The organism is Amycolatopsis sp. WAC 01375, from assembly GCF_003947325.1.
Classification (GTDB): Bacteria; Actinomycetota; Actinomycetes; order Mycobacteriales; family Pseudonocardiaceae; genus Amycolatopsis.
The window spans coordinates 221,612-245,160 of the sequence record NZ_QHHW01000037.1 but is presented as its reverse complement, the minus strand read 5'-3'; the positions used below and the strand labels follow the sequence as shown (position 1 = coordinate 245,160).

Below are 23,549 nucleotides of genomic sequence, written 5' to 3'. Positions count from 1 at the left end.
ACCGGATGCCGGGGTGGCGACTCCGGCATCGAGCTCGACGGTGACGCAGTAGGGTCTTTGACGACCCGGCCGGTACGGGGCGGGTGCTTCGACAAGGTCACCTCTCCGAGCCGGTTCGCCCCGAACTGCCCGACCGAGGAAGAGTTGACCCGTGAGCATCCCGGAGAGCCCGAACTGGGCCGAATTCGCCGTGAACCTGGGCGAACTGCTGTACGAGTTGCCGCCGACGGCGAAACTGGTCATGCACGCGGAGGGCAACCGCTTCGTTCAATTCTCGGCGGAGCAGGACCCGCAGTACCCCGACCTCGTCACCGATATCTACGCGGGGCTGGTGAGCAACGAGTTCGTCGACGAGCGGTGGCGAATGTCGCCCGCCGACCACGAGAACCTGGTCGCGGCCGGATGGACGCCGCCGGACGACGGCCTTCCTGAATGGAACAGGAGCGTCTTCGCGGGCGGCCCGGAAGGCTGCACCGAACTGGCACGGCAGGTCACCACTGCACTACAGACCGCGCTGCGAGTCGCGTGGCCGGCCGACCTGGTGGTCGACGGCTGGGTCGACCGGTCCGACCGCGCCCTCACCGTGACCGGATTGGGGCTGGGGCAGGGAAAGATCAGCGAGAGCAACGCACGCGCCATGGTCCACTACCACCTTCGACGGGAGCAGCTCGGCGGCTCGACCAAGGGGATCAAGGCCTTCCGGATGGACACCGGCTGGGTGCTGCACTACCCGCCAGGCACCCCTGCTCCCGGCGAACCGGACGACTTCGGCGACCGGAACTTCTACGTCTCCGACGACCACCTCATCGAACGCCGCCCCCTCAACGCGGTCCCCGCCACGTTCCAGGCAGACTTCGAACAGCGCTACCGAACCCGCAACGGCCTCCGCCCTGATGCCGGTTAGGCCCAGAATCCAGAGCACCCGGCCACGTCGGTGAAACCCGAGGAGCTCGAACAGGGCAACAAGTCGGTGCCAAGATCTTGCGCGGCAACGGCAACTGCGCAAGAAACCTTGACAGAACGGCGACAGGACGCCGCATCAGACGTGCCCGCGGCCTCGATGTCACCATACGTGAGGCTGCCTCGAATTTGCTCTCTGCCAAGGAGTGTGTTCTTGAAGGATCTTCCAGGTGTGACCATCGACGAGACCGGCGACGGTACCACTCATCGATGGGCCACCGATCCGGCACTTGGCGACGTTCCCGTTCAACTGGTCGAGTCGGTTCGTGAAGTGTTCGAAGATTCAGGACTCGTAGTGACTCGTCCCGCCGTCCGGGAAGTCGAGAGTGCGGAATACGGCGCATGTCGACTTGCTGTCGACGATCGGAGTATCGCGTTCCGTGTCGCCAAAACAACGCCCACCAAGGTCGGACAGTTCGTGACGATGTGGACGAGAGCCGATCCGGACAGTGAGATCGCACCGTTCGATACCAGTGACTCGATCAGCTCGGCCGTGATCGCGGTCTTCAACAAGGATCATCGCGGGCTCTTCATATTCAACAGCCGGGAACTGGTGCGTCGCGGCATCATGTCGGCCGAGGGAAAGGGCGGCAAACGTGCGATGAGAGTCTACGCGCCTTGGGTTCAGGTGGAGTCCAAGCAGGCGGTTCGGACCAAGCGATGGCAGGTCGAACGGTTTGTTCAGATACAGCCCCGGATTCCGTTCACCCCGGATCTACTGCGACAGCTTCTGCGGGAGGATTGCCCAGACCTGTAGTGCTCCTCGCGAGACGAACACCAGGTTCGTCGGGCAGGGCAGCTCAGGTCCGTCGCGCATGGAGGACGGCTTGCCAGCGGGCTTCGATCTCCGTCTGTGAGGTGAGGGGGCGGAGGTCGGGATCGAACATCGATCCGAACTCCTGCCGTGTGGTCGTCCACGGGATCCCCGCCGCGTCGTCCAGGATCCGCATGAGGGTCAGCGGAGACAGCCGAAACGTTTCGTGTGCCCGGAGGAACTCGATCAGCTCGACGAGGTCACATCCACGCTGGACCATCCGGTCGACCGCGCCCGCTACGGAGTCCACGTGCCCAGCCTACGCCGCCAGACGGGTGGCTGATCCGCTCGCGGGTTCTCGAGGATCGTGGTGGCGATGTCGGCGAACTGGTCGAGTTCTTCGGGCGTGAGCCGGTCGATGACAAGGCGCCGGACCTCCTTGGCGTGACTGGGCGCGGCCTGCTTGAGCGCGGTGAGACCTTTCGCCGTGATCACCGCCTCCATGCCACGCGAGCCGCATCGTTCCCGCGTGACCAAATGCTCCACCACTGCATGGCTTCGGCCGGCCACCAGCACGTCGGCGAATGGGCATCCGCGGACTACGCTGCCGTGGTATCCGCGCCGGCGAAAGCGGGAAAGAGCAAGGCGGCGGCGAAAGCCACACCGGCCGGAGGGCAGGTGGAGCGACATTCCCGTCAGTCCTGGCGCTTCTCGCGTGTCCCGGCCGCCGACACCGCCATCGCGCGAGCGTCGTCCGCCGCGCCCAGACCGCTGAGGAGCTCGGCGTACTCGTCGAGGGCGTCGGCGAGATCGAGGTGGGCGAGGAACTTTCCGGCGCGAACGCGAGCGCGTTCCCAATCGAGCGAGGATTCGAAATCGGCGCGGGCCTCGACTTCCCGGCCCAGCGCCGCGTGCGCCCGCGCCCGGAGCCGCAACCACGAAGGCAAACCACTGGGACCCTCCGCCGGATTCTCGCCCTTCCGGTGCGCGGCGTCGACGAGTTCCTCGGCAAGCGCGAGAGCCCCGGTGTGGTCCCCGACCCTGAGGCGAAGCTCCGCTAGACGCGTGCGCGCATGCGCGAGCTCGCTGCTTGCCGGCTCGGTGCGCAAAAGGTCAAGACACTCGGACGCGAAGACGATGCTCTCGTCGAGCCGCTGCTCCGCTTCGAGCTGCATGGAGTAGTTGTTCAGGGTGGTACCGAGCAGTTCCCGTCGCGCGGGAACATCGGCTGCCCCCGCCCGCGCGTACGCGATGATCGCGCGCGTCGCGTCCTCGCTGTCCGCCTTCAGCCGCGCGTTCGCCGGAACACGCTCGACATCCCGCTGCGCCATACGCAGCCGCATTACCCACAAGCCCGGATCCTCATCGAACCCCGCCCGCGCCATCGCCAGCACAGCGGCGAGATCAGCCACCACCCCATGGCCATCTCCACCCTCGACACGCCTCCGTAGCGTGCTGTGCAGCGCATCGAACTCCGTCACCGCGCTCAACGTCACCTCACTCCCGCCCACACCCCCACAATGCGCAACGACAATACCCGCCGGTGTCGTGATGCGACTCCGAAACGAGGTGGACCGCTTCAACCGGTTCCGTGCTTACCGAGCTCTTTTGGCGCCAGAGAACCAGATCGGTATTCGCAGCCGATCACATACGAAACGCACAGCACAAAGATCGTTCGGAACGGAGCGCGCCGAGGCTCAGCGCAGATCGATCCCGATGCGGTGCTCCGCGAGTAGGTCCAGCAAGTCCTCCAGGGTGATCGCCGGAGCCAGCCGACGCCGGTCGTAACCGCCGACCAGGTGCTCGCGGGCAACGGCCGAGTCGTGCCACACCAGTCGAAACGGAGCCTGGGCGCCGAACCGTCCGCGGAGGCAGTCGTCCAGGCCGTCGAGGGTCCAGCCGAAGTACCCGCCCGGGCCGTTGATCGCTTCGCCGATAGCGCAGTAGAACCCTTCGACGTCGGTCACGAACCGGCCGTCGAGGTCGTAGGTGGTTCCGGCAGGCCGGTCCAGCGCGCCCGTCAGGTGACCGAGCGCGACTCCTGACCACTGGCGCCGCAGATCACGATCGTAGTCGGCCCACAGGTTCGGCCGGGTCGGCCGTCCAGCGCGCCAGTGCTCCAGGATGTCGAGAGTTCCCTTTGGTAAGGGCTCCCCTGCGTCCACCTCGACGGTCACGTCCAGGAATCCGGCACCGAGTGGTGACGGCTCGACCGAGTCGACCGTTCCGGACACCGCGGCACCGACCACCTCGACGGCGGAACCATCGGTGGCGATCGCGTGGACCCAGGCGCGGACGCGGCGCCGACGCAGGCTTGCCCGAGTCGGCTGTCCCACCGCATCGAGCGCGGCCAGCAGGGGAGGTTCCGGTCGGCAACCGAGGAGCCGGACCTGCCGCACCGATGGTGCTGCTTGCTCGCGGAACACACCCGTGATGTCCCCGCAGGTGCCGCAGGAGGTCCCGTCCCAGGTCGCCAGGACGAATTCGTCGACGTCGCGGGGACGTACCACCGCATCCGTGCGATGACCGACGTGGACGAATCCGCCGAGGTCGATGTCCATCTTTCCGGGCACGGTCGCATTCGGTCGCTGTGCGAGTACGACGACGTCGCACAGATCCTCTCCCCACCACGACTGCGATGTGCCCGGCGGCGTAAGCGCACTCAAGGAGATGTTGCCCAGCCACGCCTGTTCGGTACCGAGTGCTTCGGCAGGCAGCCGGCCGAGGAGATCGACGAGCATTCCTTCCGGGGCGCAGCCGACAAGCGTGAACCGCTCCCGCTGCCGGGGCGGCAGGTCGACGAACAGTCCTTCGATTTCGGCACACACCGCCAACGGGACGTCGTCCTCGGCATCATCGAAACCGATCTCGCCGCAAATGAGCCAACGCGGGCCTATCGGATGCGGCCACGTCCACCGCCGCACCGGTGAAAACCCGGTGCCGCGGTTGGTCATCACGCCGCGACCCTACCGGCAGGAGACACTCAGCCCAGCACCGTGCCCGAGTTCGCGGTGTTCCGGCCGCGCTTACGAGAGAACGCACCCAGGTCGATCTCCAGGCCGGTGTGCGGGGCCCGGAACCGGACGGGCGACGCGTCGTGGTCGACGCCGTTCTCCACCTGGTCGATCAGCTCCGTCATCAGCTGCCCCACGACCGGCGCGTTCTTGAACTGGTTGCCGCTCGTTCCGATCGCGAGGTAGAAGCCCTCGAGTTCGGTGCGGTCGTAGATCGGAGTCCAATCGTCGGCGACGTCATAGACGCCCACCACGCCGCGCGCCCGGTTGGGCACCGCCAGGTCGGGCAACCGCCGCGCGGCCCGCGTCACCTGAGCCTCGAAGACCGCGGCTGTCGGGTGGATGTCGACGGCGTCGGGGTCGTCGGTCCACTGCATCGGATCACACTCCGGTTCCGTTCCGCCGACGAGCAGAGCACCTCCTCCTTCACCGCGGAAATAGGTGCCCAGATCCATGTCCGCCACCACGGGCCCCGCATAGCCCTCCGGAACCGGCACGTGCGCTACTTCCTGCCTCATCGGGCGCACAGCGACCGTGAAGTCGGAACCCACGCCGGCCAGCCGATTCACCGCGCCCGACCACGGACCGGCCGCGTTGACCACGACGGCACAGGGAATCCGGGTGCCGTCCGACAGTCGCACCGACGTCACGCGCCCGCCTGCCTTCTCCACCGCTGTCACCGTGCTGCGAAAGCGGAACTCCGCCCCACACGCCGAGGCCGCGGAGGCGAGGTTCACGGCGGCGAGGCTCGGGTCCGAGACGTAACCGGCATCCGGGGTGTACACGCCACCGAGCGAGTGTTTCGCGTCCTCCCAGAATTCCTCGTCGTCGAGCCGCTTCGGCGGCCAATGACGGCCGGCGTCGATACCTGGAACGCGCTCGGCCAATGTCGCGCTGTCCCATTCCTCGTAGGGAACACCGATCGCATCGAACAACGGAAGCCACGACGTACGCGGAGCCGCCTCGACGTCCAGCATGACCAGCCCAGTCTTGCGGAACATCGCGAGGTCGCCGACCTCGTGCCCGAGGTGGCCGGCCCAGTCGAGCCAGCCGAAATGCGCTTCCCACGCCGTCGCCACCCCGGCGGTGGTGGAGAAGTTGAACCGAACGATCGCACTCGATGCCGAGGTCGACCCCTGTCCGGCTCCTGGGGCTCGATCGAGCACGAGCACCCGGTGCCCCGCCCGCGCGAGCTCAAGGGCGATCGACGAACCGATCACCCCTGCCCCGATCACGACCACATCGGCACTCATACGTCGCCCTCTCTCCTGAAGCAGCGTCTACAGGGCACGGCAGGTCCTGAGGTAGCTGAGGAACGAAGCCTGCAAGCCGGTCACGTGCGTTTCGCGCAGCACCGCGCTGGTGACGGCCGCGCCGCTAGCGGTCAGGCGGTGCAGGACGGTGGCCGCGGTCTTCGTGAGGCTCTGGTAGACGGCGAGGTCTCCGAGAAGCTCTCGGTCGTTGATGGTCAGGTGAAGCTTGGCGGCAGGCTGGCTGTCGCCCATTTCGTCGAGCCGCGCGAAGATCTGACTGTCTTCACTGACGACACCGGGGCTGCCCGCTCCGATGCTGTCGAAGAGCGTGCTGCCGGTGAGCCAGGTGTAGAGACTGAAGAGTCCGCCGTAGGAGTAGCCGAAGAGGCCGTGACCGCTCGCGGCCGTGCCGTAATCGCGTTCGATCCGCGGGTGCAGTTCCGCGGTGAGGAAGCCCAGGAACTCGTCGGCGTGGGTGTCGCGCAGTTCGGCGAGGTAGGCGTCGGATTCTTCGCGTGTCCTCGCGCCCGCTTGGAATCCCGCCTCCACGGCATCGATGAGTTCCTTGGCGATGGGCTCGCCGGGTGGCACGAGGTCCCTGTTGCGCAGGCGATCCCAATGCTGTGCGTCCTCGCCCGCATAGCCGACGCTGACTTGGATGTAGGGCTGGATCTGTTGCAGGGGGTCTTTCTGGGTGACGATGAGCGGAGCCGTCAGGCCCACGGCCCAGTTGCCGTCGAGCACGTACACGACAGGCGCTTGCGTCGTGGCGGGGTCGTAGCCCGGTGGCGTGGTGACCCAGACGCCGTAGTCGTGCCCTCCGCTGGAACGCAGCTCGAAATAGTCGGTGTCGGCGAGGCAGCCCTGCCATATGGTGCTCATCGAAGGTCCTTCACAATTCGGCCGGCCTTGAGAACGAGGACGGCATTGGCGGGATCAGCGAACAGCTCCGGGTCTTCTACCGGGTTGCCGTTCCACAACACGAGGTCGGCCTGCGCGCCGGGAGCGATGACCCCGACTTGGCCGGACAGGCCGAGGATCTCGGCGTTGGTCTTGGTGGCTGCCACGAGAGCTTCCATCGGCGTCTCGAGTTCTGCGCGCAACCTGAGCTCTTCGCCTCGGCGGCCCTGAGCCGGGCCGATGAGATCCGAACCCAGCCCGATCCGCACCCCGGCCTCCTTGGCGACAGCGAGCGCTTCGGCCATCCGCTCACGAACACCCAGCACCCGATCGCGGGTCGACTCGTCGAGGCCCGCTCCGGCGGTGTCGTTCAGCAGTTGCTCGACGACGGCGAACGTGGGCACGAGTGCGACCTCGCGAGTGGCCATCAGGGTGGCCGTGGACTCATCGAGGTCGGTGCCGTGCTCGACACAGCGCGCCCCGGCCTCGACGGCGTTCCGGATGCCGTCGTTGTTGTGGGCGTGAACCGTCACGTAGGTGCCCCGGGCCGCGGCTTCCTGGACAGCGACGGCGATCTCCTCGACGGTGAACTGGGTGTCGGTCAGCCGGTCGTGGGCGCCGACCACTCCGCCGGTCACGCAGAGCTTCAGGAAGGAGGCTCCGCGGCGGAAGGCCTCGCGCACGTTGGCTCGCAGCTCGTCCGCGTTGCCGGACATCGTGGACAGGGCGCACAGGCCGGGTAGGTGGTGGCTGCTCCACAGCTCGGTGGGTTCCCAATCGGCTCCGTAGTAGCCGTGCCCGCCGATCTGGCACTGAACCGGTCCGCACGACAGCACGCGTGGCCCCCTGACCTTGCCCTTCGCGATCGTCGTGACGAGGCCGCCGTCGACCCCGCCGGTGTCGCGAACGGTCGTGAAGCCGGCATCGAGCGTCGCGCCGGCCGTGGCGAAGATGTCCGCCGCGATCTCAGCGGCGCTTATCCGGAACGAGAACTGCGGCCCGATCGGGCTCGACAAGCCCAAGTGGACGTGAGCGTCGATCAGGCCGGGCGTCATCGTCAGCCCGTCGGCATCAAGGCGCTCGCCGCGTGCGCCTGCTGCCCCGACCTGGGTGATATGCCCGTCTTCGACGCTGACGCCAACGTTGACCGGGTCGCGACCTGATCCGTCGACGACCGTCGCGCCGACCACCTGAACACGTCCCACGAGTCGTTCCCTCCACCGTTGCGAGCCGACTGCGACCATGTGCGAGGCGACACGGCGTCGTCAGTGCTTCTTTTCCAATGGATAAACTGTGGGAGTGATCTTGTCAAGCACGGAACGCAAAGGGGACGCACGCGAGCGCCTTCTGGCTCGGCTTCTCGACGCCTTCGACGAGACACTTCCCTCACCGGAGGTGTCGCTCCGTGAGATCGCCGCCCGGGCCGAGACCAGCCACGCTCTCCTGCGATACCACTTCGGGTCGCTCTCGGGCGTCTTGGCGGCCATGCTCACGGCACAGCGATCACGGGACAACGAGGCGCTTTTCGAGGCCGCCCGGCAGAGCACCTTCGACGACCTCGTCGTGGCGATCTGGCGGACCTACACTCGTCCGGAGCAGCTGTCGCGTGTCCGCGGCTTCTTTCACGTCGTAGGGCTGGCCGCGTACAGCCCACAGGACTTTCGTGAGTTCATCGGCTCGCTCGACGACCTGACCAAGATGCTGGCCTCGCTCGCGGAACGCGAAGGGCTCGACGCCAAGGAAGCGCTGACCATGGCCACCGTCACCATCGCCGCGATTCGTGGCCTGCTCCTCCAAGAGGTCCTGACGCCGGCGGTCCACTCGGAGGACGCGGTCGCCTTGATCCTGCGCATGAGCAAGATTCCACGGACATGCCCGGAACCTTGAACAGGTAGCGGCCTTTCACCACACATGAGCCCTTTCGACGCCTACTCCCGAGCAGCGATGTGGCTGCGATGGGAGGAGGCACGTGTATCACCAAGGGGAATTCAGTCGCTGTGGCAAGCGTCTTCGACCTACCATCACAACGAGCCCGCCCAAGGCGCATCTACCCGGTAAGGGTGCGTCCTGCCCGTCGCACGGTGGGGGTGGCTGCCCGTTCGAGCCGGGCCGGGTCCGGGGAGCTCACGCCTCGACGGGAGGTGTCGGGGTTCCCTCGTCAACGCACGTTCATCGTCATGAGCGCTCGCGCGATGCGCTCTATTCGGATTTGAAACCGGACAGTCTCAAGTCGGCGCGAAACCGCCAAGCCAGCTGAAGGCACGCCTTCGCGTTCAGCGACATGTCGTCGTCCTGACAGGATCGCGGATTCCCGGTCGTCTCTTCTCAGCCACGGCCGTTGCTCGCGGGCTTCGCCACCGCCATAGCCATCGGTCCTGGCTATGGCGGTGGCACCGAAACTGTGCGCGGCGGCCGTGGACTGGCGGTCTCGCCGCCGGGGCGAGTCCGGTCAGTCGTCGAGGGCGTCGAGTACGTGTCCGAGATCGACGAACTTGAAGTTCGTGGCGTCCCGGCCCGTCTCTCCCGGCTTGTCGTCACCGTCCTGGACGACGAGCAGGCCGTTGGGGTACTTGCTTCCGAGTGGCTCGTTGAGGACGGCGGCGCCGTCGCTTTCCTCGGTACCGTCGAGGGTCGCCGACGCGGCGGTCACCCGGAAGCCACCTTCGTACTCGTTGTCGTCGCCGAGTTCGCGGTCGTAGGCGGCGAAGGTGTTGTCCCCCTGGCTGGAAGCCAGCAGGTACCCGTCACCGTCCTTCTGCTTGAGCAGAGTGAGCCCTTCGACGTCGGCCGACAGGCGCGTGCCACCGTAACCCGGGTTGGGTCCGGGTACGCATTCCTCGGTCGCCTCGTCATAGGTTCCGGGGATGCCGTATTCACGGACCTTGTCGATGAGCTTCGGAGTGCCTTCGAGGTCGGCGTCCACCCGCCAGATACCGACATCCTCCTGCCCGGCATAGAGGGTGCCGGTCGCGGGATCGACGACCATACCTTCGACCTGGGGCAGTTCACCCGGTTCACCGCACGGAGTCCACGACTTGCCGTTCGGCAGCCTGAACGCGGACGGCAACGCGACAGTGCGCACCTTGCGGTAGGTGACCGTGCCTCCGGCGCCCGCGGTCAGCTCCAGCAGGCTGAGAGCGGTACGTTCCCGCTGGCTGACCACCGCATACGAGCGGCCGCTGGAGGGATCGGTCCACGTGGCGAGGCCATAAGCGGTGCGCTGTTCGTTGATCTCCTCCTGCGACGAGGAGAAGATCGCCGGTGCCGAGGGATCGGTGACGTCGGACAGAGGGGCACCGGGGTCGCCGCCGTCGATGCGGTAGATCCGCAGCCGGTCACGGCCGCGATCACTGGCGACGGCCAGGTCGCTCACACCGGAGCCGACCTTCATACGGTGCACGAGGTCGACGTTGTTGAACCGGCCGGGAGCATCGTCCGGACCGGGCGCTTTCGGCGCCGGTACCGACTGCACTTCGCGGCCGTCGAGGTCGTAAACGCGCAGACCGCCCTCCTTGACCGTGGCGACGACGAGGCTGCGATCCGGAGCCGCGGGGTTACGCCAGATCGCCGGGTCGTCAGCGTCCGCGTTGCCGCCTGCTTCGTCGTCGTACACGGCAGGGGTTTCGGTCGTCGGCTTCACACTGGGCAGAGCATCAGCCGCCACGGCCGAAGGGGGTAGGACCGTGGCGAATGCCGTGATCAGCACGAGACCGCCGACGACGACGCGGGCTCTGGAGGCCTGAGCCATCAAAGTGTTCCTTCCCTGGAGCGAATCGGACAGCCCACTATGAAGTCACCGAGTGACAAGTTACCCGAAAGTAGCGGCACGCCCGGGTGACCAGGACATGAACAAGGCCTGTTCACGATGACCCCCGCCCGCCCCCGGTGCGGGTGGCCGGCTTGTGTCCTTTGTGGACAGTAGACGTCCATCACTGCGGCATGAGCCTCGAAGAGCAGCCGGCACACAGGTGGCCACAAAGGCAGGAACTACCGCCCTTGTGGCGGAACAACCGTCCGACCGCTCGTGGTCGCGGAGTGGGACGCTCCGAGTTCAGCGAAAACCGAACAACAACGAGTTGGGGCAGACCATGCGCAAGTTTTTCGCAGCGATCGTCCTCTTCGCGGGCTGTCTGACCATCGGGGCGACACCGGCGAACGCCACCCAGACCCGCGCGACGGTACTGGCGGACTGCCATACGGCCAACGTGCAGTTCAACTTCGACAACTGGGGCTCCACAGGTGGCTTCCACGCCTACTGCGGCCATGCCCGACACGTCTGGGCCGTCACCGCGTTCTACGACTCCTCCGGAGCACAGATCGCGGGCGGCAGCGGCTACGGCCTTGTCCCCGCCGACGGCCAGTGGCACTGGTTGCACGCGAACACCAACTGGGGAGGCCTCTGGAAACCGGTGTACACCGGCTGCATCTGGATCACCCAGGACAACCCCTCCCCCGGTGGCACCTTTCTGTACAACTACTGCAAGAACATCTAGCCCACTCACGGCCACCTGCACCGAACTGGCGGTTTCGCGTGACTGGCCGTTCAGTCAGCTCACAGGCTTCAAGTCGCTCCGGCGGGGTACCCATGCGGTGCCACTCAGAACAGGAGGACGCCGTGAGTGAAGTCAGCCGAGTCGTCGACGTGCCGCCGGACGCCGTTTTCGCCGTGCTCGCCGACGGCTGGTCGTACGCGAGCTGGGTCGTCGGCAGCTCCCATATCCGTGATGTCGACGAGGACTGGCCTGCTGTCGGTTCGCGGATCCACCACAGCGTCGGACCGTGGCCCTTGCACATCCAGGACGTCACGGTCGTGAAGGCGGTCGAGCCCGGCGTTTCCCTGTCGCTGGAGGCGAGGGGCTGGCCGCTCGGCGCGGCGGCGGTCGAGGTCACGCTCCTCCCCCGCGGCGAAGCCAAGACCGAGGTCCGGATGAGGGAAAGCGTCGTGCGTGGTCCCGGCAAGGTGCTGCCCGAGGCGGTTCAGGCGCTCGTCGCCAAACCACGCAACACCGAGGCCCTCGCCCGATTGGCGGATCTGGCGACCGGGAAGTACACCGACCGCAAGGGCACTCAGCGGTAGACCGCCCGGTTCGCCGCGGCGATCACCGCCGCGTAGCCCTTGCCGAGCACTCCGGCCCTGGCCAGCGCGGCGCGGGCCGCGTTGGCACCGGGGCCGCCATGGACCGCGCCTCCCGGATGCGCCGACGCGCCCGCGAGGAACAACCGGTCCACCGGCGTGTCCGCGCGGCCGAGGCCGGGGACGGGGCGGAAGAACAGCTGCTGGTGGATGGCCGTGGTCCCGCCGCTGATCGCGCCCCCGACCAGGCCGGGATCGTGGGCCGCCAGTTCGAGCGGGCCCTGCACGTACCGGCCCTGGATCACGTCGATGAACCCCGGCGCGTTCGCCTCGACCGTCTTTTCGATCCGTGCGACCTGCCGGTCGAGCGCCTCCCGGTTCTCCATCAGCCCGCGGGGAACGTGGGTGTACGCCCACGCCGCCTCGGTACCGGGCGGCGACCGATGCGGGTCACTCGTCGTCATCTGCCCGAACAGCAGGAACGGATTCCGCGGGCTCCGGCCGCGGACCAGGTCGCCGCCGAACGCCGACAGACCGTCCAAATCCGCTCCGAGGTGGATGGTGCCCGCCCCGCGAGCGCCTTCTGCCGTCCACGGGACAGGACCGGACAACGCCCAATCCACCTTCACCGTGGCGCTGTCCCATTGGAACCGGCCGAGATCGGCGAGCAGCCGCGAGGGAAGCCAATCCGACGGGACCATCTCGCCGTACAACGTCGGTGCCGGGACGTCCGCGAGCACCGCCTTGCGGGCCCGGATCGGGTTCCCGTCGCCGTCTCGCACGCCCATCGCCCGTCCGCCCGCGACGAGCACTTCCGTTACAGGACAACGGCATCGGACCTCGCCGCCGCGGGCGGCAAGCCGTCGGACCAGTGCCGTGATCAGCTCACCGGCTCCACCGACCGGTACGGGAAAGCCGACGTCCTGCCCGATCATCGCGAGCAGCCAGCCGAAGACCGCGCTGCCCGCGTTGTCCACGGAAATATCGCTGTGCGCGGCGTTCCCGGCCAACAGCAGTCGAGCACCCTCGCCGTCGAAATGCTCTTCTCCCAACCGGCGGGCGGGCAACGTGAGCATCCGGGCCAGCCGCAGCGCTTCCGCGGTCCCCGTCCGCCGCAGCAGCCGCACAGCCGGGCGCACCGGCGGGAACGGAGTGAACAACGCGTTCAGCAGCGGCTCGCGAATGTCCTGCCACCGCGCGAACAAGCTCCGCCACGCGGCGCCGTCGCCGGGCGCGAACTCGTCGGCCGACGCCGCCGTCCGCTCGATGTCCCGTGACAGCACCGCGCACCGATCGTCGGGCAAGACGTGTGCGAGCACTTCGGGAGCGTGCCTCCAGCTCAACCCGTGGTCCTCGAGTCGCAGTCCCCGCATCACCGGCGATACGGCGGTGAGCGGGAAGAACGCGCTGCAGAGGTCGTTCCGGAACCCGGGCGAGGTGACTTCGCCGGTCCGCACCGCACCGCCCGGCTTCTCCGCCTGCTCCAGCACCAGGACCGACCAGCCTTGGTCGGCCAGGAGGTTCGCCGCGACCAAGCCGTTGTGGCCGGCGCCGATGACGACCGCGTCGAAGACTTCCGTGCTCATCCGTGCCTCCCGATCGTCAGGATTGCGATTGGTGGCTGGGCCTGCCGCGGGCCAGCGGCGGGCTCGCGGCGCCCTTCAGGTCGTCGTCGCCGGATTCGAGGGCGTGGAGCAGCGCCGTCCCGACGTTTCCGGTCGCCCCGGTGATCACAATGCGCACAGCCTGCGCTTACCCTGCCGGGTGATCGCGGAAACCTGTCAGCCCGACGCGAGGTCGACTTCTCCCGCTCGCAAGGCGTCGGACGTGGCTATCGTCGCCTCGATCACGGCGGTGCACGGCCGTCCGTCGGGGCCGTTCCCGAGCGGGGTTGCGTCGGTTTCGACCACGCTGCCGCGCCCTTCGCCGTCGACGATGGTCATCAGCACCGTGCGGGGTTCGGGGCAGGTGAAATCGGCGATCACCGGCACGCCCAGTCGGCGACATCACGTTGTGGCACGAAGACTGCCCGCTGTTCGGAGTCGGCGATCTCGCCCAACGGCCCACGGTGGCAACCCTCCTCGGGTACTGAGGCCTCGCCGGGCACCCGATCCACTCGGTCCCCAACCACGGACGGATCCGCCTGCTGAACCGGCTGGCCGCCTCGAAATCCGGACTGTCCGGTAAGCCCCGCTCGAAGTACCTGAAGGACCCCTTCCTTGCGCCTAGGTACAGGAAGGGGTCCTTCAGGTACTCGGGACTGAGCGGAGGGAAGGGGTCCTTCACCTGAAACGCCCGTCGTTCGTGCTCGGCCCGGGCGAGCAGGTCGCGACGACCCAGTTCCTGGTGCACAGCTTCCGCCGCGCCTGACCGAAGGGCCACGCGGCTTCCATCGGTGTCACGTTTCCGGCGGCCCTCTCGTCCGACAGGGAACACGTCCACCGAAGGAGAACCTCAATGCCGAAACCGTTGCGCGTCGCGATCCTCGTGCAGACCCTCGCCGTCTTCCTCACCCCGATCTCGGCGGGACTCCTGCTGACCGTGCCGTACGGCCATGCACTGCACAGCGCAACGTCTTACACGCTGTTCGTCGTGGCGGTGCTGCACGTGATCACCGCGGTTCTCGTCTGGCGGCCGGGCGGCGGCTCCCCCAAACCTATCGCGCCCGCGGCCGTGTTCCTCGCGCTCACGCTGGCCCAGGTGTTCCTTGGGTTGGCGCAGGTGACGGCCGTCCACGTTCCGCTCGGCGTCGTGCTGTTCGGCTTCAGCCTCATCCAGCTGGACCGTATTCGGCCCGCTCGGGAAACCGCCTTGCGCTCCGCGTACTAGCGGCCTTCTTTCCGCAGACCCGCCGCCTGGGCGGCCCGCTGGTACAACGCCTAGCGGCGAGGTGATACGAGACGGTGCCGGGCGCCGACCTGGCTGATGACGTCGGGCCAGTTGAGCACGCCGGGGGCTGAAGGAACGCACCGAAGACCTCGACAAGCCCATCTCCGTCACGGCTTTCCGCAACCAGCTCAAGGCGATCCACCGCTGGAGACACCGTCGACGGTCGGACTGACGGTCATCCGGCATCCCGTCCTGGTGGCCAACGGTGACCAGGACCGGATGGCGCCGAGCCGCAATTCCGCCGACCTGGCCCGGCGGCTGCCGAACGTCTGGCTCGTCCGCCCAGGCGGCCCATCGAACAGACTCACAGGACACCGCCTAGTTGACGGGGCTGCGTCGTTCGAGGAAGACGGTGTCGTACCAGGCGCCGTCGCGCTGGGCGATGCGTTCTCGGATGCCGACGGTGCGGTAACCGGCGCTGTGATGCAGCGCGATGCCGGCGCGGTTGTCAGTGAAGATCGACGTCTGCAGGGTCCAGAGCCCGGCGGCGTCGGCTTCGGTGACTTGCTTGAAGAGCAGGGCCTTCCCGACGCCGCGGCCGCGATGGCTTTCGGCGACGTAGACCGACGTCTCGGCGACCCCGTGGTAGCACTCGCGCGCCGAGACCGGGGTGGCCGCCGTCCAGCCGGCGACCTGCCCGTCGATCTCGGCGACCCACCGATGCCCGGGTAGCCAGTTCGCTTCGAGCGCCTCGCGATCGGGAGCCTCGGTTTCGAAGGTGGCGAGCCCGGTCGCGATGCCTTCACCGTAGATCCGGCGGATCGCGTCCCAATCGTCGTCGCGAGGGGCGCGGATGGTGACGTCCTCCGGCACGTTGTCCGGGCAGCACGGACGCGGCGCGAGCAGGCCCATGACCGCGTCGGCCGCGTGCGGAAGGCCGCTGCAGCATGCCTGATTGATCGTCACGACCGTGGCCGTGCCCTCTTTCCGCAGATGCAGGAAGCCGACCTCGGCCAGCTTCCGCACGTGGTGGGAGCAGGTGGACTGGCTGGTCCCGAGGATTTCGGTGAGCGCGCCGACGGTCAGGCCGCGGGGCGAGGTAGCGACGGCGTGCAGGAGTTTGACCCGCGTCGGCTCGGCCAGACAGGCGAACCACCCGGCATAGGTCGCGGCTTCGCGTTCGGGCAGGAGACCGGCGAGTGGAACGGGTACGGCCGTCGTCATGCGACCCAGTATCGACCAGAATCGATGGTTGCGTCAATCGACGACGGTCGATACATTCCCCCCATCGGTTCAATCGAGCCGGATCGATGAAAGGTGCATGGGGATGAACGAGCTGCCCGTCGTGGTGATCGGAGCGGGACCGGTGGGGCTGGCGGCCGCCGCCGAGCTGGTGGAGCGGGGTTTCGAGCCGCTGGTGCTGGAGCGTGGCGCGCGGGCCGGAGCGGATGTGGCGGAGTGGAACCACGTGCGGTTGTTCTCGCCGTGGACCGAACTCGTCGCCCCCGCGGCCGGGCGGTTGCTGGAGAAGACCGGCTGGATCCGGCCCGACGGCGAGACGTATCCGACGGGTTCGGAATGGGCCGGCTTGTATTTACGCCCGCTCGCCGCGGCGCTCGGTGACCGGGTGCGCTTCGGCGCCGAGGTGATCGGAGTGGCACGCCGGGGACGCGACCGAGTCGTGGACAGCGGCCGGGACGAAGAACCGTTCACGGTCCACGTTCGCGCCGCCGACGGCTCGGAAGAGCGCGTCATCGCCCGGGCGGTGGTCGACGCTTCCGGGACCTGGTCGACGCCGAATCCCCTTGGCGGTGAAGGACTTCCCGCCGTCGGCGAACGGTCGGCGGCGGACCGGATCGGCTACCGGGTCCCGGATCTGGCTGACGAGACCGTGCGAGCACGGTATGCGGGCAAGCATGTGGTGGTCGCGGGCAGCGGTCATTCGGCGTTGACGGCGCTGGTCGCGTTGTCCGGCCTGGCGGACGACGGCACGCGGATCAGCTGGGTGCTGCGCCGCGGCGCGGTCGGTGACACCTTCGGCGGCGGCGACGCCGACCAGCTGCCGGCACGGGGCGCGCTCGGATTGCGGGCGCGGGCGGCGGTCGAGTCCGGGCAGATCACGGTGGCGACCGGATTCCGCACCGAGGTCGTCGAACGCGACACCGACGGACGGCTGACCCTGATCTCCTCCGGCGGACAGCGGATCGAGCAGGTCGACGAGGTCGTGACCCTGTCCGGTTTCCGGCCCGCCCTGACCTGGCTGTCGGAGATCCGGCTGGAGCTGGACCCGACGTTGCAAGCACCGGTCGCGCTCGCGCCGCTGATCGACCCGAACGTCCACTCGTGCGGAACCGTGTATCCGCACGGCGCCAAGGAACTCGCGCATCCGGAGAAGGACTTCTACCTGGCCGGAATGAAGAGCTACGGCCGGGCGCCGACCTTCCTGGCGATGACCGGTTACGAGCAGGTGCGCAGCATCGCCGCCCAACTGGCCGGGGACCACGAGGCGGCCGCACGGGTCGAGCTGCGGATGGCCGAGACCGGCGTCTGCGGCGGCGCCGGCCTGTTCGACGAGCCGGACGACGCACCGGCCGCCGGTGGCTGCTGCGCGGAACCGGAAGTCCTGACGCTGTCCGCGCCGTCAGCAGCGGTGCGCTGAGCCGGTCGCGACCGGCGCGGCGTCGCCCGGGTCGACCACGTCCGGGCTACGCCGCGCGCCGGCCGCCTTTCCCGTGCCGGCACCGGAAATCAGCCAGACCACGGGCGGGTCGACGGCTTGGGTGGTCGCGGCGTTCTCGGCCGGGCAGGTGGTCGCGGCCGGCACGGAACCCTGGTGTGGTTCACCGCGGCCTGGCTGCTGATCGAGGCCGGCTTGGCGAGCACGGTGTTCGCACCGCTGACCGCGCTGGTCACGGCATACCTGGATCGGCGGGAACCTATCCGGTCCTCGCCGCCCTCGACGGCGACACCGTGCAGTGGCCGGACGGAACCCGCGAACGCGTCGACACCATCCTGCTCGCCACCGGCTTCCGACCCGGACTGTCCTATCTGGACACTCGCGGCGCACTCGCCTCCGACGGGCACCCACTGCAGGATCGCGGCCTGTCCACCACGGCTACGTCGGGCCGGAATGGCAGCGCAACTTCGCCTCCGCCACTCTGCGCGGCGTCGGCGCGACGCCTGCTACGTGGCGAAAACGCCTTCCGCGCCGATAGAGCATCATGGCAGGCATGGCCACCATCGCACGTCCCACCACGACCGCAGCCCTGGATCTCGGGACGCTCGAATATCGGTTCGACCGGCGTGGCGGTTCTACAGTGGTGATGTTCCATGGTGGACACATGCACGCCGGACTCGCGCTCGGTGAGGAGACATTCGTCGATGCCGGCTACTCGGTCCTCGTGCCCTCGCGGCCGGGCTACGGCCGCACACCCTTGTCCACCGGCACGACGACCAGTGGATTCGCGGATGTCGTCCGCTCGCTGTGTGACCACCTCGGCATCACTCGGGTCGCCGCCGTCGTCGGCATCTCGGCAGGAGGACGCACCGCGGTGGCGACGGCGGCCCGACACCCGGATTTCGTGGAGCGAGTCATCCTCCAAAGCGCGGTGGGCCCTCTTCCCTGGCCGGATAAGCGGACCCGCCTGGCCGCTCGACTCGCCTTCGGCCCCGCGACCGAACGCCTCACCTGGTCGGCGGTGCGCGCGATCATGCGCACCGCTCCAGACATCGGACTGCGCATGCTGTTCGGCGACCTCACCGCTCTGCCTGCCCGGCAAGTCATGACCGCGCTCTCCGCCGACGAACGCACGATGTTGATCGAGCTGTTCTCCCGGATGCGGTCCGGTCACGGCTTCCGCAACGACCTCGCCGCCGACAGAGAAGGTGTCGACGACGTCACCCAGCCCACCCTCGTGATCGCCGGCCGCAACGACGGCTCCGTACCCTTTGCCCACGCAGAGAGGCTTGCGTCGACGATCAAGTACGGCTGCCTGATCGAGAGCAACGCCGACAGCCACTTCATCTGGCTCGGCCACGACTGGCCGGCGATCAGCGACAAGATCTGCGACTTCCTCGCCGCCTGAAACCCAGGCGACGCTGGTCCGGGGCAACGAGTCACGCGCTGTCGGCGTCCAGCGCGGCCTTGAGGTCGGTGACCGCTGCCCGCGCGGTCATGCCGACGCCGATGATCGTGGCCGACGCCGGGCCGGTCCAGTCTCCGTAGCCGAGAAAGTGCAGCCGGGGCTCGGCTTCGGCGCGGGTGCCTTCGGTGGGGATGCGGCCGCGGGTGGTACGCAACCGCAACGGCGCGAGATGGCCGAGTGCGGGGCGGAACCCGGTGCACCAGATGACCGCGTCGGCGTGCTGACGGGTGCCGTCTGTCCACAGGGGACCGTCGCCGTCGAGTCGCGCGAACATCTCACGCGGCCGCAGCAGCCCCGCGTCACGGGCCTCGCGAACGGGCTGGACGGCGACGATGTCACCCAGCCCGGCGACTCCGGCCGTGTCGGCCTGTCCGGTCTCGAGGGCTTGGCGGCGCCGGGTGGCGACGTCGAAGAGCGCCTTGCCGTCGATGTGGTCGGGCAGGTAGCGCGGCGGGCGGCGGGTGACCCAGGTCAGGTTCGCCGTGCCCGCGAGGTCGGCGGCGATCTGCGCGCCGGAGTTCCCGCCACCGACCACCACGACGTCCTGGCCCGCGAACTCGTCCGGACCGCGGTAGTCCACGGTGTGCAGCCGGCGACCGGTGAACCCGCCGGGCATCAGCGGAAGAAAGGGACGCCACCAGGTTCCGGTGGCGCTGATGACCGCCTCGGCGCTCCAGTCCCCGGTATCGGTGCTCACCTGGAAACGGTCGCCGTCCCGGGAAACGGCGTTCACCGTCTCCCCTCGGCGGATCGGGAGTTCGTAGCGCTTCTCGTACGCGGCGAGGTACTCGACGACATGCTCGGCGGTCGGATAACCGGGGCCTGGGTAAGGCGGCATCGGCCACCCTGGCAGGGAACTGTGCCGCGCCGGGGAGAACAAGCGCAGCGAGTCCCAGCCTTGCAGCCAGGCGCCGCCCGGCTGGGCTTGAGCGTCGAGGATGACGAAGTCCAAGCCCGCGCGGCGCAGATGGTAGCCCGCGGCGAGACCGGCCTGTCCCCCGCCGATGACCACTACCTGCGCGGCTCCGGTCATTCCGCGGTCCAGCGTTTCCGCAGCCAGAGGCTCACGTAGACCAGCGCGACCAGCACCGGCACCTCGATCAGTGGCCCGACCACCCCGGCGAGCGCCTGCCCCGACGTCACGCCGAAGACGCCGATGGCGACGGCGATCGCCAGCTCGAAGTTGTTGCCCGCGGCTGTGAACGCCAGTGTCGTGGTGCGCTCGTACGACAGACCGGACGCCTTGCCAAGCAGGTAGCCGCCGATCCACATGATCGCGAAGTACACCAGCAGCGGCAGCGCGATCCGGGCGACGTCGAACGGGCGGGAGGTGATGTTGTCGCCTTGCAGGGCGAACAGGATCACGATGGTGAACAGCAGGCCGTAGAGCGCGATCGGGCCGATCTTGGGCAGGAACTCACCCTCGTACCAGTCGCGCCCCTTGCTCCGCTCCCCGATGCGGCGCGAGAGGTATCCGGCGGCGAGCGGGATACCGAGGAAGATGACGACACTGAGCGCGATCTCCCACGGCGAGAAGTCGATGCTGGCGGTATCGAGGCCGAGCCATCCCGGCAGCAGGTCGAGGTAGAACCAGCCGAGCACGCCGAACATGACCACCTGGAAGACCGAGTTCAGCGCGACCAGCACCGCCGCGGCCTCCCGGTCGCCGCAGGCGAGGTCGTTCCAGATGATCACCATCGCGATGCAGCGGGCGAGGCCGACGATGATCAGCCCGGTCCGGTACTCGGGCAGATCGGGCAGCATCAGCCAGGCGAGCGCGAACATCAGCGCCGGGCCGAGAATCCAGTTCAGCACCAAGGAGAGCACCATCGTGCGCTTGTCCTTGGTCACGGTGTCGAGCTTGTCGTAGCGGACCTTCGCCAGCACCGGGTACATCATCAGCAACAGACCGAGCGCGATCGGCAAGGAGACCTGCCCGATCTTCACCGCGTCCAGCACACCCTGCAGACCAGGGATCACGCTGCCGAGCAGGAGCCCGGCGCCCATCGCGACGATGATCCAAACCGGGAGGAATCGGTCCAGAAAGGACAGTTTGTGCAGGACGTCGGCGTCGGCCTTGTCTGCGGTTCGAGTCACGGGGGCTGGTCTCCAGAAAGTCGGAAGCGAGGATCAGGCGTCGAGGATTTCGGTGACCAAGCCGCGGACCCGCCGGTCGATCTCGTCGCGGATCGGGCGAACGGCCTCCACGCCTTGCCCTGCCGGGTCCTCCAGCGGCCAGTCGAGATACCGCTTGCCGGGGAACACCGGGCAGGTGTCGCCGCAACCCATGGTGATCACCACATCGGAGGCTTCGACGTCCTCTGTGGACAGTTTGCTCGGCACCTCGGCGGTGATGTCCAGACCCCATTCGGCCAGTGCCGCGGCGGCGGCCGGGTTCACCTTCTCCGCGGGCTCGGAGCCCGCGGACCGGACGGCGATGCGTCCGAGGGAGTAGTGCTGCAACAGCGCGGCGGCCAGCTGCGAGCGGCCGGCGTTGTGCACGCAGACGAACAACACCTCGGGCGTGCGGGTCATACCCGTTTCCTTTCGCCGGTCCCTGACTGAATCGAAGTATGCCGATGCAATTGAAGAGCTTGGATCGAGCTTTGTCAATTCAACGGGTATGGTGGGCTTCGGCGGACGTCAGCAGCGAAGGAGGCCCCGTGGCGAGCGAGAACGGCCGAACCCGGAAACCGATCGCGGTGACCCTGCTGATGGCCGAACCCGCCGCGGTCGTCGACCCCGGCGACGCCGAGGCGGCGGCGAAGCTCTTCAAGGCGCTGTCGGACCCGGTGCGAATCCGCCTGCTGTCGCTGGTGCGGTACTCCCCCGGCGGCGAGGCGTGCTTCTGCGACCTGGCCGAGGAGTTCGACATGCCCCAGCCGTCGCTCAGCCATCATCTGCGCGTGCTGGTCTCCGCCGGCATCCTCGACCGGGAGCGGCGCGGCACCTGGAGTTGGTACACCGTCGTCCCCGAACCGCTCGAAACCCTCGAAAGCCTGCTTCGCTCAGGCGGCCCGCTCGCCGATCGACCGGCCCGCCTCACCGGACGGCGTGTCAGTGACCGCCGGTGAGTTTCGCGTGCATGCGGGCACTGTGCTTGTTCAACCCGACGATCTCCACGGTCTTGCCCCGTGACTCGTACTTGGTGGTGATCGCGTCGAGCGCGGCGACGGTGGAGGCGTCCCAGATATGAGCGTCGGTGAGGTCGATGACGACCTTCTCCGGGTCGTTCGCGTAGTCGAACCGGTAGACCAGATCATTGCTGGAGGCGAAGAACAGCTCGCCGGTGACGGCGTACACGACCTGGGTGCCGTCCGGATCGACCACGGCGGTCACCTCGACCAGGTGCGCGACGCGGCGCGCGAAGATCACCATGGCGGTGATCGAGCCGACGACCACACCGATGGCGAGATTGCCGGTGGCCACCACGACGGCCACGGTGACGACCATGACGATGATCTCGCCCCACGGCATCCGTTTGAGCGTGGCCGGGGAGACACTGTGCCAGTCGAAGGTGCCGAACGCGACCAGGACCATCACGGCCACCAGGGCCGCCATCGGGATCTGTGAGACCAGCGGACCGAAGACGATGCACAGGATCATCAGGAACGTCCCGGCCAGGAACGTCGACAAGCGGGTCCGGGCACCGGCGGTCTTCACGTTGATCATGGTCTGACCGATCATCGCGCAGCCACCCATGCCGCCGAAAAAGCCGGTGACGATGTTGGCAATGCCTTGGCCGATGGACTCGCGGGTCTTGTTGGAGTGGGTGTCGGTGATGTCGTCGACCAGCTTCGCGGTCATCAGCGACTCCATCAGCCCCACCAGCGCGAACGCGATCGCGTACGGGGCCAGGAGCGCGAGGGTGTCGAACGTGAACGGCACATCCGGGATACCCGGCACTGGCAACGAGGATGGCAGCGCGCCCTTGTCGCCTACGGTCGGAACCGCGATACCGGCGGCGATCGTCAGCACCGTCAAGGCCACGATGGACACCAGCGGCGCCGGAACCACCTTGGTCAGCTTCGGGAACAGCACCATGAGCACGAGACCGCCGGCGAACAGCGGGTACACCGGCCACGGCACATCGATCAGTTCTGGCACCTGCGCCAGGAAGATCAGGATCGCCAGCGCGTTGACGAAGCCGACCATCACGCTGCGCGGCACGAACCGCATCAGCCTCGCCACGCCCAGCGAGCCGAGCACGATCTGGAACAGACCACCCAGGATCACCGTGGCGATCAGGTAGCTCAGCCCGTGCTCACGGGCCAGTGGCGCGACCACGAGCGCGATCGCACCGGTCGCGGCGGAGATCATCGCCGACCGTCCGCCCACGATCGAGATCACCACCGCCATGGTGAACGACGCGAACAGCCCCACGCTCGGGTCCACACCCGCGATGATCGAGAAGGAGATCGCCTCCGGGATCAACGCGAGCGCGACCACCAGACCGGCGAGGATTTCGGTGCGGGCGACCTTGGGTGACAGCCACGAGGGGCGCGTGAACACCTGGGTCACGAGACTCGACACAGACCGACGACCTGACTTCTCGGGCGCGATCACTGCCACGGCGCGCTGGAGGCTTGATGAGCGCTTGACGTTAGTCGAGCGAATCGC

Annotated in this window: 25 protein-coding genes and 1 pseudogene; 9 read left to right on the top strand and 17 right to left on the bottom strand. The window is 67.9% G+C overall.

Going from position 1 to position 23,549, the window contains the following annotated elements:
* Window positions 1–151 precede the first annotated feature (151 nt).
* Entirely contained in the window at window positions 152–904 is a 753-nt protein-coding gene (locus DL991_RS27055) for a hypothetical protein (RefSeq protein ID WP_125787150.1), read from the top strand.
* A gap of 228 nt (window positions 905–1,132) precedes the next feature.
* The gene (locus tag DL991_RS27050) at window positions 1,133–1,717 is read left to right on the top strand and encodes a MepB family protein (RefSeq protein ID WP_199754061.1); all 585 of its coding nucleotides are present in this window, start codon (window positions 1,133–1,135) and stop codon (window positions 1,715–1,717) included.
* A 43-nt stretch (window positions 1,718–1,760) separates the two neighbouring features.
* On the opposite strand, the gene DL991_RS27045 is transcribed toward DL991_RS27050, so the two are convergent.
* The 7 genes from DL991_RS27045 to DL991_RS27015 all read right to left on the bottom strand — a co-directional run bounded on the left by DL991_RS27045 (window position 1,761) and on the right by DL991_RS27015 (window position 8,086).
* Window positions 1,761–2,024 (bottom strand): hypothetical protein, encoded by a 264-nt coding sequence (locus tag DL991_RS27045; RefSeq protein WP_125787149.1) that lies wholly within the window; start codon window positions 2,022–2,024, stop codon window positions 1,761–1,763.
* Entirely contained in the window at window positions 2,012–2,209 is a 198-nt protein-coding gene (locus DL991_RS27040) for a hypothetical protein (RefSeq protein WP_233599006.1), read from the bottom strand. Before DL991_RS27040 ends, DL991_RS27045 begins: the two co-directional genes overlap by 13 nt.
* A gap of 200 nt (window positions 2,210–2,409) precedes the next feature.
* Complete coding sequence (locus DL991_RS27035) at window positions 2,410–3,195, bottom strand: hypothetical protein (protein WP_125787148.1); 786 nt, start codon at window positions 3,193–3,195, stop codon at window positions 2,410–2,412.
* Between the two features lie 216 nt (window positions 3,196–3,411).
* Entirely contained in the window at window positions 3,412–4,668 is a 1,257-nt protein-coding gene (locus DL991_RS27030) for a barstar family protein (protein WP_233599017.1), read from the bottom strand.
* Window positions 4,669–4,697: 29 nt separating this feature from the next.
* Window positions 4,698–5,981 (bottom strand): FAD-binding oxidoreductase, encoded by a 1,284-nt coding sequence (locus tag DL991_RS27025; RefSeq protein ID WP_125787147.1) that lies wholly within the window; start codon window positions 5,979–5,981, stop codon window positions 4,698–4,700.
* A 27-nt stretch (window positions 5,982–6,008) separates the two neighbouring features.
* Entirely contained in the window at window positions 6,009–6,863 is an 855-nt protein-coding gene (locus DL991_RS27020; RefSeq protein WP_125787146.1) for an alpha/beta hydrolase, read from the bottom strand.
* Window positions 6,860–8,086, bottom strand: coding sequence for an amidohydrolase family protein (locus DL991_RS27015; protein ID WP_125787145.1), 1,227 nt, complete (start codon window positions 8,084–8,086; stop codon window positions 6,860–6,862). The genes DL991_RS27020 and DL991_RS27015 overlap by 4 nt, the downstream gene beginning before the upstream one ends.
* Before the next feature lie 94 nt (window positions 8,087–8,180).
* On the opposite strand from DL991_RS27015, the gene DL991_RS27010 reads away from it, so the two are divergent.
* On the top strand, window positions 8,181–8,768 hold the full coding sequence (locus tag DL991_RS27010; protein WP_125787144.1) for a TetR/AcrR family transcriptional regulator: 588 nt from the start codon (window positions 8,181–8,183) through the stop codon (window positions 8,766–8,768).
* A 562-nt stretch (window positions 8,769–9,330) separates the two neighbouring features.
* Here the strand turns inward: DL991_RS27010 and DL991_RS27005 are convergent.
* On the bottom strand, window positions 9,331–10,629 hold the full coding sequence (locus DL991_RS27005; protein WP_125787143.1) for a phytase: 1,299 nt from the start codon (window positions 10,627–10,629) through the stop codon (window positions 9,331–9,333).
* A 340-nt stretch (window positions 10,630–10,969) separates the two neighbouring features.
* On the opposite strand from DL991_RS27005, the gene DL991_RS27000 reads away from it, so the two are divergent.
* Both DL991_RS27000 and DL991_RS26995 read left to right on the top strand, forming a co-directional pair.
* Window positions 10,970–11,374 (top strand): hypothetical protein, encoded by a 405-nt coding sequence (locus DL991_RS27000; protein WP_125787142.1) that lies wholly within the window; start codon window positions 10,970–10,972, stop codon window positions 11,372–11,374.
* 122 nt (window positions 11,375–11,496) lie between these two features.
* Complete coding sequence (locus tag DL991_RS26995) at window positions 11,497–11,958, top strand: SRPBCC family protein (protein ID WP_125787141.1); 462 nt, start codon at window positions 11,497–11,499, stop codon at window positions 11,956–11,958.
* Here DL991_RS26995 and DL991_RS26990 read toward each other — a convergent pair.
* The 3 genes and pseudogenes from DL991_RS26990 to DL991_RS26985 form a co-directional block, all read right to left on the bottom strand.
* Entirely contained in the window at window positions 11,949–13,541 is a 1,593-nt protein-coding gene (locus DL991_RS26990) for an NAD(P)/FAD-dependent oxidoreductase (RefSeq protein ID WP_125787140.1), read from the bottom strand. The genes DL991_RS26995 and DL991_RS26990 overlap by 10 nt on opposite strands.
* Window positions 13,542–13,557: 16 nt before the next feature.
* Window positions 13,558–13,698 (bottom strand): hypothetical protein, encoded by a 141-nt coding sequence (locus DL991_RS42690; RefSeq protein WP_158634452.1) that lies wholly within the window; start codon window positions 13,696–13,698, stop codon window positions 13,558–13,560.
* A gap of 77 nt (window positions 13,699–13,775) precedes the next feature.
* Window positions 13,776–13,955, bottom strand: a pseudogene (locus DL991_RS26985) (DUF5914 domain-containing protein); the annotation flags it as partial.
* A 457-nt stretch (window positions 13,956–14,412) separates the two neighbouring features.
* Between DL991_RS26985 and DL991_RS26975 the strand changes: the two are divergent.
* Entirely contained in the window at window positions 14,413–14,784 is a 372-nt protein-coding gene (locus DL991_RS26975; RefSeq protein WP_125787139.1) for a hypothetical protein, read from the top strand.
* A gap of 378 nt (window positions 14,785–15,162) precedes the next feature.
* Here DL991_RS26975 and DL991_RS26970 read toward each other — a convergent pair whose 3' ends face one another.
* Entirely contained in the window at window positions 15,163–16,008 is an 846-nt protein-coding gene (locus tag DL991_RS26970) for a GNAT family N-acetyltransferase (protein WP_125787138.1), read from the bottom strand.
* 103 nt (window positions 16,009–16,111) lie between these two features.
* Here DL991_RS26970 and DL991_RS26965 point away from each other — a divergent pair, with 103 nt between their 5' ends.
* Window positions 16,112–17,443 (top strand): FAD-dependent oxidoreductase, encoded by a 1,332-nt coding sequence (locus DL991_RS26965; RefSeq protein WP_125787137.1) that lies wholly within the window; start codon window positions 16,112–16,114, stop codon window positions 17,441–17,443.
* On the opposite strand, the gene DL991_RS26960 is transcribed toward DL991_RS26965, so the two are convergent.
* Window positions 17,426–17,608, bottom strand: a complete 183-nt coding sequence (locus DL991_RS26960) for a hypothetical protein (protein ID WP_125787136.1) — start codon at window positions 17,606–17,608, stop codon at window positions 17,426–17,428. The two genes, DL991_RS26965 and DL991_RS26960, sit on opposite strands and share 18 nt — an antisense overlap.
* 406 nt (window positions 17,609–18,014) lie before the next feature.
* Between DL991_RS26960 and DL991_RS26950 the strand changes: the two genes are divergently transcribed.
* Window positions 18,015–18,869 carry an alpha/beta fold hydrolase gene (locus tag DL991_RS26950; protein WP_233599005.1) on the top strand — a complete coding sequence of 285 codons (855 nt, stop codon included), beginning with the start codon at window positions 18,015–18,017 and terminating at the stop codon, window positions 18,867–18,869.
* Between the two features lie 31 nt (window positions 18,870–18,900).
* On the opposite strand, the gene DL991_RS26945 is transcribed toward DL991_RS26950, so the two are convergent.
* From DL991_RS26945 to DL991_RS26935, 3 genes are read right to left on the bottom strand one after another with little or no spacing between them, the layout of a single operon-like run.
* Window positions 18,901–19,962, bottom strand: coding sequence for an ArsO family NAD(P)H-dependent flavin-containing monooxygenase (locus tag DL991_RS26945; protein WP_125787134.1), 1,062 nt, complete (start codon window positions 19,960–19,962; stop codon window positions 18,901–18,903).
* Window positions 19,959–21,026: an ACR3 family arsenite efflux transporter gene (gene arsB, locus DL991_RS26940; RefSeq protein ID WP_125787133.1), complete on the bottom strand. Its 1,068-nt coding sequence runs from the start codon at window positions 21,024–21,026 to the stop codon at window positions 19,959–19,961. Before arsB ends, DL991_RS26945 begins: the two co-directional genes overlap by 4 nt.
* A gap of 33 nt (window positions 21,027–21,059) precedes the next feature.
* On the bottom strand, window positions 21,060–21,464 hold the full coding sequence (locus tag DL991_RS26935; protein WP_125787132.1) for an arsenate reductase ArsC: 405 nt from the start codon (window positions 21,462–21,464) through the stop codon (window positions 21,060–21,062).
* Window positions 21,465–21,592: 128 nt separating this feature from the next.
* Between DL991_RS26935 and DL991_RS26930 the strand changes: the two genes are divergently transcribed.
* Window positions 21,593–22,003 (top strand): helix-turn-helix transcriptional regulator, encoded by a 411-nt coding sequence (locus DL991_RS26930; protein ID WP_199746695.1) that lies wholly within the window; start codon window positions 21,593–21,595, stop codon window positions 22,001–22,003.
* On the opposite strand, the gene DL991_RS26925 is transcribed toward DL991_RS26930, so the two are convergent.
* Window positions 21,987–23,441 (bottom strand): SulP family inorganic anion transporter, encoded by a 1,455-nt coding sequence (locus DL991_RS26925; protein WP_233599004.1) that lies wholly within the window; start codon window positions 23,439–23,441, stop codon window positions 21,987–21,989. The genes DL991_RS26930 and DL991_RS26925 overlap by 17 nt on opposite strands.
* Window positions 23,442–23,549: the final 108 nt, after the last annotated feature.

What these genes read in the sequence shown, in the direction of transcription:
- DL991_RS27030 (WP_233599017.1), bottom strand. Translation starts at nt 4,668, where the DNA reads ATGACCAACCGCGGCACCGGGTTTTCACCGGTGCGGCGGTGGACGTGG.
- DL991_RS27025 (WP_125787147.1), bottom strand. Translation starts at nt 5,981, where the DNA reads ATGAGTGCCGATGTGGTCGTGATCGGGGCAGGGGTGATCGGTTCGTCG.
- DL991_RS27020 (WP_125787146.1), bottom strand. Translation starts at nt 6,863, where the DNA reads ATGAGCACCATATGGCAGGGCTGCCTCGCCGACACCGACTATTTCGAG.
- DL991_RS27005 (WP_125787143.1), bottom strand. Translation starts at nt 10,629, where the DNA reads ATGGCTCAGGCCTCCAGAGCCCGCGTCGTCGTCGGCGGTCTCGTGCTG.
- DL991_RS27000 (WP_125787142.1), top strand. Translation starts at nt 10,970, where the DNA reads ATGCGCAAGTTTTTCGCAGCGATCGTCCTCTTCGCGGGCTGTCTGACC.
- DL991_RS26990 (WP_125787140.1), bottom strand. Translation starts at nt 13,541, where the DNA reads ATGAGCACGGAAGTCTTCGACGCGGTCGTCATCGGCGCCGGCCACAAC.
- DL991_RS26975 (WP_125787139.1), top strand. Translation starts at nt 14,413, where the DNA reads ATGCCGAAACCGTTGCGCGTCGCGATCCTCGTGCAGACCCTCGCCGTC.
- DL991_RS26970 (WP_125787138.1), bottom strand. Translation starts at nt 16,008, where the DNA reads ATGACGACGGCCGTACCCGTTCCACTCGCCGGTCTCCTGCCCGAACGC.
- DL991_RS26965 (WP_125787137.1), top strand. Translation starts at nt 16,112, where the DNA reads ATGAACGAGCTGCCCGTCGTGGTGATCGGAGCGGGACCGGTGGGGCTG.
- DL991_RS26950 (WP_233599005.1), top strand. Translation starts at nt 18,015, where the DNA reads ATGGCCACCATCGCACGTCCCACCACGACCGCAGCCCTGGATCTCGGG.
- DL991_RS26945 (WP_125787134.1), bottom strand. Translation starts at nt 19,962, where the DNA reads ATGACCGGAGCCGCGCAGGTAGTGGTCATCGGCGGGGGACAGGCCGGT.
- DL991_RS26935 (WP_125787132.1), bottom strand. Translation starts at nt 21,464, where the DNA reads ATGACCCGCACGCCCGAGGTGTTGTTCGTCTGCGTGCACAACGCCGGC.